We start from the raw sequence: 14,171 nt of genomic DNA, 5'->3' as shown, positions 1-14,171 counted from the left end.
CGCGGCCTAAAACATTGACGGAATTAGAACAATCAGTAAAGGAAGCTATTAAATATTTCAACACTCAACGAGCTTATACATCCAAAAACGGCTTGACCGCGGAAAAATTCCGCGCTCAAGCCGCATAAACTATTTTTCTATTTGAACTGTATACTTGACAGGCGCTAGTGCCGCAAATTTATCCGGTGTTATTTTCATTCTTAGGATGACTCATCGAGTATTCTAAGTAAAATACGTCTTATTTATAAGCTGCCGAGTCTCTCATTCATGGCTTCATTATTACAAAAATAGTTATTTTTTATTAAAGCATCCTGATGCTTAAAAAGGTGCTAAAATTGAGTCTAATTAATTTAAATATTAATGATTAACTTACACCGTCATCTTGAAAGGAAAACTAATGGATAAGATATCGTTTTTGATTGTTATGTTTGCTGCCCTAATCATCCCAATCGTGATGGCCCACTTTAAGATTACCAATATACCGACTGCTGTGGCCGAAATCATTACCGGGATTATTATCGGCAAGAGTGTTTTGAATATTGTTACCCAAACTGATGCCCTGCACATGATGTCCACCTTAGGGGTCATGATGCTGATGTTCCTCTCAGGGATGGAAATCAACTTCGACCTGTTTAAAAAGGATCCGGCTAAAAAAGCGTCGACAGCTGCATCCCCGCTTAGTCTATCGATTCATGCCTTCGTGGTTATTCTGATCTGTTCGACCATTCTTGCCGTAGTTCTTAAGTGGCTGGGAATGTTCCCCGATGTCCTCTTTGCGGTCCTGCTATTTTCGACAATTGCTCTTGGAGTAGTTATCCCAACCTTAAAGGAAAAAGAAATCCTCAATCGTCCTGCCGGTCAGGCCTTAATGCTGACGGCAGTACTTGGGGAGGTGGTCCCGATGATGGCCCTGACCGTCTACGCCTCAGTCAACGGGGGCAATGCTGGTCGTCTGTGGTTGATCGTCCTTCTGTTTGTTGCCGCTCTTTTCTTATTACGTAAATTCAAAGAACCGTTTATCTGGTTCAATAAAATTTCCAAAACCACTACCCAGCTAGATGTACGGTTAGCCTTCTTTCTGATTTTCACCTTAGTAGCGGTTGCTGACGGCGTCGGTGCTGAAAACATTCTGGGCGCTTTCTTAGCCGGAATGGTTATGAAACTGCTTGAACCTGCAGAAAGTACCGAAAATAAATTAACCTCGATTGGTTACGGTTTCGTGATACCATTCTTCTTCATCATGACTGGCGTTAACCTTGACCTACGGAGCCTTTTCACCAATCCTAAGGCCTTATCACTGATCCCTGTCCTAGTAGTCTGCTTCATTTTGGCCAAATTGCCAACCCTCCTGATTTTCCGGAAGTCGCTCTCAAATAAGAATGCCTTTGCAGGAAGCTTTTTAATGGTTACTACGATTACGTTGGTTCTGCCAGCCCTACAAGTTGCTCAGAATCTCCATACGATCACGACAACCCAGTCAGATGCCTTCGTTTTGGCAGCTTTAATCGCCTGTGTTCTCGGACCGATTGTCTTTAACTCCACCTACAAACTGGAACGAGCAGACATGATTAAAGAACGAGTTGTTATTCTAGGAACCAATATAGCAACAGTTCCCGTTACACGTCAGTTGTCAAAAAATTGGTATGATATCCGCCTCGTAACCGATCTTAAGGATAACTACCAAACCTATCAGAAACGGGTTCCTAACCTGACCTATCTACCGAAAATAAACGAGGCCAGTTTGAATGAGAAAAACTTTTTCGATACTGACATCTTAGTTACCGCCTTCGAAGACAGCGACAAAAACGCTTGGCTTGCCAAATTAGCCAAGCAGCATGGTGTCGATCGAGTTATTGCAGCCCAGGGGAATCCCGATCTTGGGAACGGTCAATTTGATAAACTGCGGGCTCAAGGCATTGAAGTCTACAACCCGTTCAACGTTAACGTCAGCGTGCTGCGCACAATGATCGAAACTCCAGCCGTCCTGGAAATGCTACGCAATACTGCCTGCGAACTTTTCACGGCCACCGTCAACAATGCTAAGTACGTCGGCCAACCGTTAACTGCTGTGCCCGGTGTTGATAAGGTAACAATCAGTCAGATTTTTAGAAACAACGAATCGCTTTCCCCAAACGCCGGTACAATTTTGAAACCGGGCGACCGGGTCTTCTTTGTCGGTCCACGTGATGACGCCGAAAGGTTCCAGAATGAACTTAAATAAATTAAGCAAAAACTTTCGTATGTTTGTCACATACGAAAGTTTTTGTTGTTTTATTCAATTAATTGCTCCAGTTTAGCCAAAACCGCCTGGTCGTTATTAGTGCCAATGACGTGGCTGGCGGCTGCTTGAACATTAACCGGGGCGTTATTCATCGCATAGCTAGTTCCAGCCAGGGCAAACATCTCGAGGTCGTTCTCACCATCCCCAAAGGCTACCAGGTCCGCCGGGCTGATCCCCCACCGGTCCAACAGAAGCCGCAAGCCATGGGACTTGTCCATTCCTGGAATAATCAAGTCGATTGCTCCATAACCACTAGCCGTTGCCCGGATGATTCCGGCAAAGCTGGTGTTAATTCCCCAAGCAATTTTCTCCTGCCGAGCAGGCGGTACGGCCAGGGCAAACTTGAAGATCACGTCATCCCCGATTTCGTCGAAGTCCTGGACTGTCTTGACTCGGGTGTAGAACTGACGTACCCCCTCCTGGAAGTATACCGGATCACTGGCCCGCACATAGGCACTGCGACGGCCGCAGACGATAAAGTTAACCCCCAATATCCTGTCTAGGTAAGCGATCACCGCCTGGACATCATTCATGTTCAATCGGCCACAATGCAGTTCCTCACCCCGGTCAATCGTCAGGGCCCCGTTTTCGGCCACGAAAGCTAATTGATCGGCCATATTTGGAAAAAGGCTCCGCAAGAAGTAGTACTGGTCTCCACTGGCTACGATAAAACGGATATCTCGGCTATTCATTGCAGAATAAACCTGAGCAAATCGTTGGCGGTCGTAGTCACGCTGGTTGGTGAGAAAAGTTCCATCAATATCGGTTGCTACTGCACGAATCATCGCTTATCCTCCTCAATTTTCAATAATAATCCGTATAAGGCTCCCAACAGGTTGGCACCGTTACCGAAACGAGCCGCTTTGATCGTCGGCATCTGAATATCGTCCATGAGGCGGCGATCCGCCTCTTGAAGCAGACGAAACTGGTGACGAACCTCACTGATTAGGATCGGTTGAGCACTGATGCCGCCACCAATTAGGATCCGGTCAAGATCGACCACCGCTTGGACGTTGACCATCAGGACGGCCACCCGCCGGCAAAAAGCCGTAAAAATCGGCCATGCTGGTGACTGCCGCTGGTTAATGACCTCAAACGCCTGCCTTCCATCAGTAGAATTTGGCAGGTTGCATGCCTGAGCCACTGCCGTGATCATCTTGACAGCCGAGGTGCTAGCACCGACCGTGGCCTGGTGCGAATTGGTATGATCATAGTTATTAATAATCGCACTGAGCTCACCAGCTCGAAAGTGAGGTCCATGAACCAACTGGCCGTTGATGACCAGACCGCCGCCAACCGAGGTCCCCAGGGTGATCACTGCTCCATTGGCCACGCCGGTCAGGTTGCCCAGCCAAAGTTCGGCTAAGGTTGCACAGTTGGCATCATTTCCGACATAAACCGGCAGGCCAGCATACTGGCAAAGATAGTCGGCCAGGGAGACCTGCCCCATAAAGGCCAGAGCACCGGTAAATTTAACTACCCCGGTGGTTGGGTTAACAATCCCAGGTACACTCAAGCAAATTGCTACAACTCCCGGCTGTTGATCCACGATAGTCGTCAGTAAGTGAAGGAAGGCTGCCCGATTCCGGGGTGTGGCGGTACGTTTCTTGGCAATAATATTGCCGGAGTGATCAATTCGGGCGCTTTTCACAGCCGTGCCACCAACATCAATACTCAAATACTGTCTGGCCATTATACTCACTCCTTCGCCACGATTTAATATCTACATTATACACTACTAGCGACCACGAAATGTAGCCAGACGCCAGGCCAGCAGCCCACAAACCACTCCTGCAATGGCAAATGGCAGCCAGCCAAGCCCTAGTTGATATAGTGGAATATGACTAGCATATCTAATCAGGAGCTGGCTGATCGACAACTGCCGCAGTACCGGTGGAAAGGCATTGACCATGTCCAAGACTGCTGGCACGAAGGTAAATAATAAAGCAAAGCGATAGACAATTGCCGCATTGGCAAACAGCGGCGATAACATTCCCAATAGGATAAGAACGATTGCCAGCGGGTACAGGAGCATCAGGACTGGGGTTGACCAGGTAACAATCTTATCCAGCCCCAGGTTGGCAATTATAAAGGACAGGAAGCAGTTCAACCGCAGGAAGGTTTTGTAAGAGACCTTAGGAAAACGATCGTGGAAGTCCTGGGAGAAAGCGATCACCAGTCCCATCGCGGTCGTCATGCAGGTAATTGTTGCCAGTGTCAGCAATAGGGCGTTACCGAAGTCTCCCATGTAATAATGGGCCACCTGGTTGAGGGTTGTGCCACCATTAGCGGCAACCGCAAAATGATTCCGACTAGTCGTCCCGAGGTAGATCAGCCCCAAGTACATGATCCCGACCCCGGCAATTCCAATCATCCCGCCCTTTACCGTCGCCAAGGAGGTCTGCTGGCCGCGTTTAAAGCCCATCTGTTGGACGGCCGCGATAATCGTCACCCCAAAGATCAGCATCGCCAGGGCATCCATCGTGTTGTAGCCTTGCAGGAAGCCGCTGGAGAAGGCGTGATGCAAGTACTCACTCGTTGGTTGTGGCGTGTGCAGGCTCCCCATCGGCCGGATAAAGGCCATGAAAAAGATAACAAAAAGCATTACCAGAAAGACTGGATTGAGAACCTTACCGATGATTTCGGTGATCTTTCCTTCCCGCATCGCAAAGAAGTAAACCAGCAGGAAAAATAAGCCAGTATAAATCGCCAAGCCCCAGGGCTGCATTTCCGCACTAAGGTAGGGTGCTACCCCAATTGCGTACGGAACCGTTGCCGAACGCGGTGTGGCACAGAGGGGACCAATTGTGGCGTGAACCAGCACCAGGAAGATCAATGCAAACCAGGGTCCTACCGGCAAGGCTAGTTCAAAAAGGCCTCGTGACCGGGTGATGCTGATTGCCAGCAAGGCGAAAAGCGGCAGGAATACCCCGGAGACAATGAAGCCGACTGCGGCAGACAGCCAGTTCTGTCCAGCCAACTGGCCCAGGTGAACAGGGAAAACCAGGTTCCCGGCCCCAAAAATCATTCCAAATATCAAAGACCCAATCGTCAGGTAGGTCTTACACGCTGTTTTAAGTGAATTCATTCCAATCTTCTCCTCTATCTAAAATATCAGCAATTGCTAATTATAGCATAGTTTCCTTTACCGACTGACGCCCATTTGTGTGTCATGTATTCTTCAATAACGAGTATCGAATTGTGATGATTTTATCAATGATATGGTGAAGAAGGCTTGGTTTAATAAGGAGAAATACACAAAAAGAGGACGCCAGCATAATTGCTAGCGTCCTCTTATTTATGAGTGTTATTCAGTAATCAGCAGTCGATTACTTAAGACCCTTCCAAGTCCAGTTAGTAACTTCTGGTAAGTCCTTACCTTCTGAACGGATGAAGTGGTTGTGCTTGTTGATCATGTTGTCCATCTTGGCAACAAATGCAGCACTCTTCTGTTCGTAGCCAGGTACACTTTGAATAGCGTCCTTAGCAAGGTGGAACCGGTCAAGTTCGTTCAGTACACGCATGTCGAATGGAGTGGTGATGTCACCATTTTCTTCGTATGAGTGAATGTGAACGTTCCGGTTAGCACGATCGAAGAACAGAGCTTGGATCATGTCACGGAAACCGTGCCATGCAAAGATAACTGGCTTGTCCGTCGTGAAGTAACGGTTGAATTCAGCATCAGTCAAGCCTTCTGGGTTCTTGTCGGTCTTCATCAACTTCATAATTTCAACGATGTTGATGTAACGGATCTTCAGTTCAGGGAAGTTGTCGTGAAGAAGGTCGATAGCGGCAAGTGCTTCTTCAGTTGGTTCAGTACCAGCAGAAGCGAAGACAACATCTGGTTCGCTACCTTGATCAGTAGAAGCCCAGTCGATGTAGCCAAGACCGTTATCAACAAGTTCAGTAGCTTCGTCAATGGAGAACCATTGTGCACGTGGGTGCTTGGAAGTTACGAAGATGTTGATGCATTCTTGGTCGTTGAAGGCCTTGTTGGAAACAGCCATCAGTGAGTTAGTATCAGCTGGCAGGTATTCCTTGACGAGGTCTGGACGTTCCTTTTCGAACATGTAAGTCAACAGACCTGGATCTTGGTGAGTGTAACCGTTGTGGTCTTGTTGGAAGACAGTTGAAGTATCAACAAAGTTCAGTGCTGGGTATTGCTTACGCCAGTACAGATCCTTAGCCTTCCGTAACCACTTCATGTGTTGAGTCAGCATGGAGTCAACAACCCGACCGAATGATTCGTAGGTTGCGAAGAAGCCGTGACGACCAGTCAGAGTGTAACCTTCAAGGAAACCTTCAGCTTGGTGTTCGGACAGTTGTGAATCGATCACACGACCAGATGGGGCGAGGTCTTCGTCGTTTGGTTCGTGGATTTCTTCCATCCATTGACGCTTGTCGTTGTCCAACAAAGCGTAAAGACGGTTAGACTTGGATTCGTCAGGACCGAAGCCACGGAAAGTATCTGGGTTCAGTTCTGCCATCTTGCTGAGGTACTTACCCCATTCAAGCATGTCTTGCTTTACAACCGTACCTGGCTTTTGAACGTCAACAGCAAAGTCACGGTAGTTAGGCAGGATCAGTGGCTTAGGATCCTTACCACCATTGGTGATTGGGTTCATAGCCATCCGCTTGTCGCCATCTGGAGTGTTTTCTTCAACCAGCGGAACTGGGTGACCGTTTTCGTCGAACAGTTCATCTGGCTTGTAGGACTTCATCCAGTCAACAAGCATGTCCTTGTGTTCCATGTCATCTTGTGATACCGGAATAGGAATCTGGTGAGCACGGAATGAGTTTTCGATTGGGTTACCATCTAAGTCCTTCTTTGGACCAGTCCAACCCTTTGGAACACGGAAGATGATCATTGGCCATTGTGGCAGAGAGTCATCGTTGTTTTCACGGGCGTTCTTTTGGATAGCCTTGATGTCTTCGATAACCTTGTCCATGGTCTTGGCCATTTCTTCGTGAACCTGCATGTGGTCCTTGTAACCGTCGAATTCGCCACCACGGTCAGCATCCTTGTATGCGGAAACGAAGTATGGCTTCCAGCCCATACCTTCGAAGTACTTAGTAAGTTCTTCGTCACTCATCCGTGAAAGGATAGTTGGGTTAGAAATCTTGAAACCGTTGATTTGGATGATTGGTAATACAGCACCATCCTTGATTGGGTTGATGAACTTGTCTGAGAACCATGAAGCAGCCAGTGGGCCGGTTTCAGCTTCACCATCACCGATTTCAACAGCAGCGATAACGTCTGGGTTATCTAAGATTGCACCAACACCGTGAGAAAGGGAGTAACCTAATTCCCCACCTTCGTGGATAGAACCAGGAACTTCTGGTGCGGCGTGTGAAGCAGTCCCACCTGGGAAACTGAAGTGCTTGAACAGCTTAGCCATACCTGCTTCATCCTGAGTGAATTCAGGGTAAATCTCAGTGTATGAACCGTCCAGGTAAGAGTTGTTCATCATAACTTGGCCACCGTGACCGGAACCTTCGATGTAGAACATGTCCAGACCGTACTTCTTGATAACCCGGTTCAAGTGGGCGTAAATGAAGTTTTGCGGAACAATCGTACCCCAGTGACCAATTGGCTTAGGCTTAACATCTTCAGCCTTCAATGGCCGACGCAACAGGGGATCGTTCATTAAGAACAGAGTACCTGCACTCAGGTAGTTAGCGGCACGCCAGTAAGCGTCAACACTTTCCAAGTATTGCTTGGAATCGTAATCTACTGCCATCAAAAATACACTCCTTCTGAATAAATAAATACGTTCGTGTAATTCAAACAACTAACGTAAATCATTCAATTTACATTCTTTATGATAAACTCTTTTTGTTTAAAGTCAACCTTTTTGAAAATTGATACGGTCCAATTCTTATTTTTTTAATTTCCTTAAACTTTTCTCCTCAGCTTCTTCATAAACAGAAGCTAGCTAGTGGTGAAATAAGCTAATCCTATTCCCTTCATCGAATAAAAACATATAATAGGGATACTGAGAATTTTTGGAAGGGAAGTCATTATTTTGGATCATTTAGGAGTCAACGGCCGCGCCGACGTCGGCGACTTTGCAAAGATGTTCGCCGTCACCACAGTGATGATCCAATCGGTCATCTCATTCTTAATGGGTAGCCAACCAGCAATCGGCCAACAGTTTTTCCTCGGCGGCTTCTACGAACTGGCCAAGTTCAGTGCTCCCGCCTTCATCTTTGGAATCCTCTTCTCGACGATTCGGACTCACCCAGCAGCCAGCTGGCATGACTACCCTGGCTTTATGCACAACCGCTGGCATGTTCTCTTCGTTCCCTCAATCCTGTGGACGGCAATCTACTTGCTCGCCATGCCTCAACTCCAACAGCATGGCCACTATCATAATTGGGCGGGATTTGCCTGGCAATTTGTCAACGGTAACGCAGCACCTCATCTCTGGTACAATGTGATGATGCTGCAGTTCATCATTATCATGCCACTCTTCTGGACCTTGGCCCGCTGGATCGACCATCGTTTAAAACGCGGCCTGGTTAGTTTCGCGATCGCCCTAATCTTTGAACTGTGCTGGCACCTGGTCTACGCGCTCCAGGTTTTCCACGGTCCGGAAGTACACCGCTGGTACATGCTCGACCGGGTCTTCCCTAGCTTCCTAGTCTTCGCTGTCGCTGGAACCGTCCTCTGGCAATGCTACTTGCCGTTAACACGGTTGCTCAAACGACACTGGTTGAGTCAGATCTTCCTCTGGCTGGCTCTCTTCTACTATGTGACCCTGAGCTTCTTTAACTACGGGACCCCAGTCCAGCTCACCAACGCCCCATACTACCTACCATCGATGATCTTCTATAACCTAGCCACGATTGGACTCATCGCCACCTTCGCCCTCTACATGCAAAAATATCGTAACCAGTGGCTGCCACTAGTCCATTGGATCGCCCTTTATGCGCACCGAGCTTACCTCTCCCATGTCTTCTGGCTCTATTGGTGCTGGCGGTTGCTAACTCCACTGCACTGGCCACTCATGCTCACCTTCCCGCTGCTGATCATGTTGACGGTTGGCCTAGCCTTCCTGTCGGCGTTTAGCTTCCACCTTGTATGGGTGAAATGCAAGAACCTACTGGGTATCAACCGCCACCTTAACAACGGATAAAATAAAATAACCGGTAAAACTAGCTATAATGTCCGCTGAGGATATAGATGAAATAGAAGGTTCGTCTATGTCCCCGGCGGATATTTATTATAGGCAGAAGCTTTAGATATTCGGCAAAAAATAAACTTTTAATTATCAATGAGGTTTTCCAAAGTGAAGGCTCAATACAGAAACAGAACGGCTTCAAAAAGTATTCTCCGTTAGAAGGGCTAGTGGAACTTATTAAAGGCAATAAGTATTTTACTTAACACAAGCCAAAAACGGCTTAGCTGCAGAATAATTACGCAGCTAAGCCGGATAGATTACTTTTCTATATTAACCTGATTCCGCGGCGTGACCTGGTATCTCTACTTGAGTGGTAACATCGTTGGTTGATCAAGAAGGTGCTGGTATCCTGGCTTTGCATCATATTTACTTGAAGAAGTCTGGATCTTTGTACTCTGGGTTTGGATAATGGTAGAATCCTTGACCCGATTCAACTCCTGTATGTCCTTGATCAATCATTTCCTTAAGGTTATCAGCGATCTTCTTCGCAGTTGAATTTCTTGTTTGTTGATACTGGTTTTGAACGATTTCATAAGCCGTCCGTAGACCAACAATATCCAGAATCATGAAGGGGCCTAATGGCGAACCATTAGAAATCATCCAGTCTTTATCAATCGTATGTGGATCAGCAACGCCATTTGCCCATAGTGTTTGCGCTGCATTTAGTAACGGGATTAACAATGCATTCATAACATATCCGTGATTTTCCTTTTTAAGAACAACCGGAACCATGTCAATGGAACGAGTAAATTTAATCGCCGCATCCTTAACTTCTGGTAATGTTGCATCGGTACCAACAATTTCTGCCACGTTGTGTGACCAAATATGGTTTGCAAAGTGCATATGCAAAAAGCGTTCTGGGAAACTAGTAAACTTAACCAACTCACTCGGAACAAATGTTGATGAATTACTTGCCACAATTGTGCGGTCAGGTAATACCTTCCCAAGGTCTGCATAAAATGCCTTCTTAATTTCAAGCGATTCAGATACAGATTCAATCACCAGGTCCGCATCTTTAACCGTTGCTGCCAAGTCATTACTTATATCGACAATGTTATCCATTGCCTTCTTATAATCGTCTTCTGAGGCATGCATGTCTTTCATGAACGGCTCTTTAATAGCAGCTAAACGACGTTCCGCACGATCGGTATGCCGATTCCAGATTTTTACTTGATAACCGAAACGAGCGGCTTGAAAGGCAATTTGACTGCCTAAAACACCCGCTCCAGCAATAACAACGTTTTTAATTTCCATTATTCAAAGCCCCCTTTTCAAAACATCTCCGAACACCTTCATTATATAATAAATGCGCTTACATTCATATGTTATTACACCCGCTAATAGACAGTTGTCTTAATTTGTTCACTAATGACATAACGCAAATTACAGAACAGAAGATTTTTATAAAAGTGCTGAGCTTCTGGCGCCATTTCAAAGACGAGGGCTATTATGAGCATCGATTTAAGACTTCGTCGGCTCAATTAATATTTATTTCTACAATCACCAACATTATCAAGAAAAGTTAAACAGCTTGACCCCGGTAGAATACCGGCACCAAGCTGCCTAAAAGCTTTTGTATAATTATGTATCGACTTGCCAAGGCGCAGTTCGATTAAAAAAGATGACCACTTTATTTTAATAATAGTCATTCCTATTATTAACGTTCCTGATCCAAATTGACGAAGGTACTATACTTCATATAGCGGTAATGAATCCGCATGTTAGAAACCTCAAATGGCGTCCCGTCGTCGAGGAAGAAGACCCCACCCATTAAACCGACCGGCTCAGTAGCCTGCAATTCAAGCAGGTGCTGATCGCTGGTACTGGATGGGGCGACACTGATTGTCATGAATGACTTGGTAACTCGCTTGCCCTTACTCTCCTCCAGGTAATTGAAGATCGAGCTATCGACGATTGCTGGGGACAGGGTTGGCAGGATCTTGATCGGAATGAAGCCAGTTTCGATCATGAAGGGCTGCTGGTCAATCAGCCGTAGCCGTTTGATTTGGTAAACAAAATCATTATCATTAAGGAAGAGTTCCTCTTGAACATCGGGGTTGGCAGGCACCACCTGGTAGTCGAGCAACTTAATGCTCTGCTTCTTGCCATCGAGCTGAAAACTGTCGGTGACTCCTAGGTTGCTGCCCTCGTAATGAAAGAGTGACTGATTCTTCAGGTAGAGCGGATTAATGAAGGTCCCCGATCCACGTTTTTTGAAGATAATCCCCTGCTGAGCCAATACCCCGAGCGCACGCTTAATCGAACTGCGGCTAACCCCATAGTCCTCACTAAGGGTGCGTTCGTCAGGCAGGCGCATCCCCAGATACTGGTTTTTTAAGATTTTTTGTTTTATATCACGCATCACAGAGCGATATACTAAATCTGCCATGTAATTAACTCCTCGGGCCAATAGATTAATTTTTAACGATTAACTTCACTTCCAGTATAACAGAACCTGTAAAAATTGGTACCTTATTGTCAGAAATTGGTCCGTTCCAGAGATATAAATGAAAGGATGCAGAGTTGAAATGAGTAAGAAGAACAAGAAGAGCAAACTGAAGAAGACCCAGGTTGAACAGATCCTAGACAAGAACCATATTGCTTATGAGCAAAAGGAGTTCCCAACCCACCAAGACGGGGATGTGCGAACCATGACTGTCGATCACACCGGCATCGACGAGCATACTATCTATAAGACCCTGGTCCTCTCTGGGCCGACCACCGGTCCACTGGTCGGTGTCGTTCCAATTGATAGCCACCTGGATGAGAAGGCCCTTGCCAAAGTTTCCGGCAATAAGAAGGTCGAGATGGTCCCACTCAAGAAACTGCTGAAGACGACTGGCTATGTCCACGGCGCCAATACTCCAGTTGGTATCTATGAAAAACACCATTACCCAATCTTTATCGATAACGCCGCCCGTGAGCAGGAAGGCATCTACGTCTCCTCTGGCAAGATCGGCCGGTCCGTGAAAGTCAACGCCGAAGCCCTGGCCAAATTAGTTCACGCCAAGTTTGCCGACCTCGAGCAGAAGTAATTCGATTGACCCCTTATTAATAGACGCTTAAAATATAATTTGTAACTTAGATTTTGAGAAAGGTTCTGAAGAAATGAAGAAAAACCTGTCTGCTTGCACGACGGTGTTAGTCGGTAAGGATGCCACTATCGATGGTTCCACCATGGCCGCCCGCAACGATGATACGTTTGGTCCCTTAAACCCAATGAAGCTAGTCGCCTACCCGGCCTACCACAACCATCCCAACCAGGTGAAGGCATACTTAAACAAGTGCGTGGTTGACCGGCCCGCTGATGGCTATCGTTATCAGGGAACGCCAAACATCGACTACGTTCACGAAGGAGTCTTCGACGAGAGCGGCTTCAACGAAAAGAACGTAGGCATGAGTGCCACAGAGAGTGTCTACGCTAACGAGCGGGTTCTCTCCTGCGACCCGCTGAACACGGAGAGTGGGATCAACGAGGACTTGATCGTCGCCGCCACCCTGCCATTCATTGATAGCGCCAAGGACGGGGTTGTCTACCTCGGTGAACTGATCAAAAAATACGGTTCTGCCGAAGGTAACGGCGTCATCTTCTCTGACAAGAACGACATCTGGTACATGGAAATTGTCACCGGGCACCACTGGGTTGCCGAACGAATTCCCGACGACGCTTACGCAGTCACCGGCAACCGGATCGCCATCCAGCAAGTCGACTTTGATGACACTGACAACTTCATGTGGTCCGAAGGGATCCAGGAGTTTGTTGCGGACAACCACCTCAACCCAGATAAACACGGCTGGAATTTCCGCCACATCTTCGGGACAGCTGATGTCTTTGATCAGCACTACAATACACCGCGGCAATGGTTCGGTCACAAGCTGCTCAACCCTGGTGTTGACCAGGATCCGCTGGACTTTGACCTGCCATTCATCATGCGGACTGACCACAAGATTGCCTTAGAAGACATTGAGAAGGTCCTCAGTAGTCACTACCAGGGTACCCCATATGATCCGCTAGGCCATGGTACGGAGGAAGAAAAGCACCTCTTCCGGCCAATTTCTCTTAACCGGACCCAGAACTCTCATGTCCTGCAGGTTCGCCCCGACCTTCCCGAGGCCGCTTCAACGATCCTATGGATGAGCTTTGGGGTTCCAACCTTCACCCCATATGTACCATTCTTCGGTAACGCGGATGACATTGACGTTTCCTACCGGGAGACCCCAATGAAGCTCGACATGAATCTGAAGAGCGCCTACTGGATGTACCGGGCCTTGTCAATGATCGTGGAATCTCACCACGCTGAATTTGCCAAGGAGGACCTAGACTACCTCAAGGATTCCCGGGAATACCTTTATCGCTGGGTCAACCAAACTGCACCACAGGTTGCAGGAATGGATGACAAAAAAGCCAGCGAGTTCCTGAGTGCAGAATCTCACAAGATGGTCGCTGAGATGGCTAAACGGACCAAGGCTCTGATGGCCCAACTAATAATGCACGGTCTGGAACTTTCCAAGCTGACCTTTATCATGGATAAGAACCTGTAATACAAATCAAGCGCCAAGCTGGCTGAAGGCTATAATGCCCTCTAAGTATACAGATGAAATAGAAAATTCATCTTATATACTTGGAGGGCATTTTTTGTGGATAGGAATTCAAAATATAGTACAGAAGAAAAGCTATCGATATTAAACGAATTAAGTCATTCTAG

General features: G+C 47.0%; 12 protein-coding genes. 6 read left to right on the top strand and 6 right to left on the bottom strand.

Translation table 11 applies throughout. The features are described 5' to 3' along the window. The first annotated feature begins 14 nt into the window (after positions 1 to 14). A complete protein-coding gene (locus CK797_RS08915) occupies positions 15 to 128 on the top strand; it encodes an IS3 family transposase (RefSeq protein ID WP_225365041.1) in 114 nt (37 codons plus the stop codon). Between the two features lie 269 nt (positions 129 to 397). Further along, positions 398 to 2,221 carry a cation:proton antiporter family protein gene (locus tag CK797_RS08910; RefSeq protein WP_104689386.1) on the top strand — a complete coding sequence of 608 codons (1,824 nt, stop codon included), beginning with the start codon at positions 398 to 400 and terminating at the stop codon, positions 2,219 to 2,221. 50 nt (positions 2,222 to 2,271) lie between these two features. Here CK797_RS08910 and CK797_RS08905 read toward each other — a convergent pair whose 3' ends face one another. The 4 genes from CK797_RS08905 to CK797_RS08890 all read right to left on the bottom strand — a co-directional run bounded on the left by CK797_RS08905 (position 2,272) and on the right by CK797_RS08890 (position 8,022). Continuing rightward, entirely contained in the window at positions 2,272 to 3,066 is a 795-nt protein-coding gene (locus CK797_RS08905; RefSeq protein WP_104689385.1) for a Cof-type HAD-IIB family hydrolase, read from the bottom strand. After that, a complete protein-coding gene (locus tag CK797_RS08900; protein ID WP_104689384.1) occupies positions 3,063 to 3,974 on the bottom strand; it encodes an ROK family protein in 912 nt (303 codons plus the stop codon). Before CK797_RS08900 ends, CK797_RS08905 begins: the two co-directional genes overlap by 4 nt. Before the next feature lie 45 nt (positions 3,975 to 4,019). After that, positions 4,020 to 5,369, bottom strand: a complete 1,350-nt coding sequence (brnQ, locus tag CK797_RS08895) for a branched-chain amino acid transport system II carrier protein (protein ID WP_104689383.1) — start codon at positions 5,367 to 5,369, stop codon at positions 4,020 to 4,022. A gap of 241 nt (positions 5,370 to 5,610) precedes the next feature. Next, positions 5,611 to 8,022, bottom strand: coding sequence for a phosphoketolase family protein (locus CK797_RS08890; protein ID WP_104689382.1), 2,412 nt, complete (start codon positions 8,020 to 8,022; stop codon positions 5,611 to 5,613). 285 nt (positions 8,023 to 8,307) lie between these two features. Here CK797_RS08890 and CK797_RS08885 point away from each other — a divergent pair, with 285 nt between their 5' ends. Beyond that, entirely contained in the window at positions 8,308 to 9,420 is a 1,113-nt protein-coding gene (locus CK797_RS08885) for an acyltransferase (RefSeq protein WP_225365052.1), read from the top strand. Between the two features lie 411 nt (positions 9,421 to 9,831). Here CK797_RS08885 and CK797_RS08880 read toward each other — a convergent pair whose 3' ends face one another. Further along, positions 9,832 to 10,719, bottom strand: coding sequence for a 3-hydroxyacyl-CoA dehydrogenase (locus tag CK797_RS08880; RefSeq protein WP_104689381.1), 888 nt, complete (start codon positions 10,717 to 10,719; stop codon positions 9,832 to 9,834). Between the two features lie 226 nt (positions 10,720 to 10,945). On the opposite strand from CK797_RS08880, the gene CK797_RS09265 reads away from it, so the two are divergent. Continuing rightward, the gene (locus CK797_RS09265) at positions 10,946 to 11,032 is read left to right on the top strand and encodes an IS3 family transposase (RefSeq protein ID WP_412458034.1); all 87 of its coding nucleotides are present in this window, start codon (positions 10,946 to 10,948) and stop codon (positions 11,030 to 11,032) included. A gap of 90 nt (positions 11,033 to 11,122) precedes the next feature. Here CK797_RS09265 and CK797_RS08875 read toward each other — a convergent pair whose 3' ends face one another. Then, on the bottom strand, positions 11,123 to 11,854 hold the full coding sequence (locus CK797_RS08875; protein ID WP_104689380.1) for a GntR family transcriptional regulator: 732 nt from the start codon (positions 11,852 to 11,854) through the stop codon (positions 11,123 to 11,125). A 139-nt stretch (positions 11,855 to 11,993) separates the two neighbouring features. Here CK797_RS08875 and ybaK point away from each other — a divergent pair, with 139 nt between their 5' ends. Next, positions 11,994 to 12,500, top strand: coding sequence for a Cys-tRNA(Pro) deacylase (gene ybaK / locus CK797_RS08870; protein WP_104689379.1), 507 nt, complete (start codon positions 11,994 to 11,996; stop codon positions 12,498 to 12,500). Between the two features lie 73 nt (positions 12,501 to 12,573). Further along, positions 12,574 to 14,007, top strand: a complete 1,434-nt coding sequence (locus tag CK797_RS08865) for a C69 family dipeptidase (protein WP_104689378.1) — start codon at positions 12,574 to 12,576, stop codon at positions 14,005 to 14,007. The last annotated feature ends 164 nt before the right edge of the window (positions 14,008 to 14,171 follow it).

Origin of the sequence: Limosilactobacillus pontis (assembly GCF_002940945.1) — a bacterium.
Taxonomy (GTDB): Bacteria; Bacillota; Bacilli; order Lactobacillales; family Lactobacillaceae; genus Limosilactobacillus; species Limosilactobacillus pontis_A.
This window is presented reverse-complemented; position numbering and strand designations above follow the sequence as displayed.

Bases quoted from the DNA above. Each gene is read 5' to 3' on its own strand.
- CK797_RS08910 (WP_104689386.1), top strand. From the start codon at position 398: ATGGATAAGATATCGTTTTTGATTGTTATGTTTGCTGCCCTAATCATC.
- CK797_RS08905 (WP_104689385.1), bottom strand. From the start codon at position 3,066: ATGATTCGTGCAGTAGCAACCGATATTGATGGAACTTTTCTCACCAAC.
- CK797_RS08900 (WP_104689384.1), bottom strand. From the start codon at position 3,974: ATGGCCAGACAGTATTTGAGTATTGATGTTGGTGGCACGGCTGTGAAA.
- brnQ (WP_104689383.1), bottom strand. From the start codon at position 5,369: ATGAATTCACTTAAAACAGCGTGTAAGACCTACCTGACGATTGGGTCT.
- CK797_RS08890 (WP_104689382.1), bottom strand. From the start codon at position 8,022: ATGGCAGTAGATTACGATTCCAAGCAATACTTGGAAAGTGTTGACGCT.
- CK797_RS08880 (WP_104689381.1), bottom strand. From the start codon at position 10,719: ATGGAAATTAAAAACGTTGTTATTGCTGGAGCGGGTGTTTTAGGCAGT.
- CK797_RS08875 (WP_104689380.1), bottom strand. From the start codon at position 11,854: ATGGCAGATTTAGTATATCGCTCTGTGATGCGTGATATAAAACAAAAA.
- ybaK (WP_104689379.1), top strand. From the start codon at position 11,994: ATGAGTAAGAAGAACAAGAAGAGCAAACTGAAGAAGACCCAGGTTGAA.
- CK797_RS08865 (WP_104689378.1), top strand. From the start codon at position 12,574: ATGAAGAAAAACCTGTCTGCTTGCACGACGGTGTTAGTCGGTAAGGAT.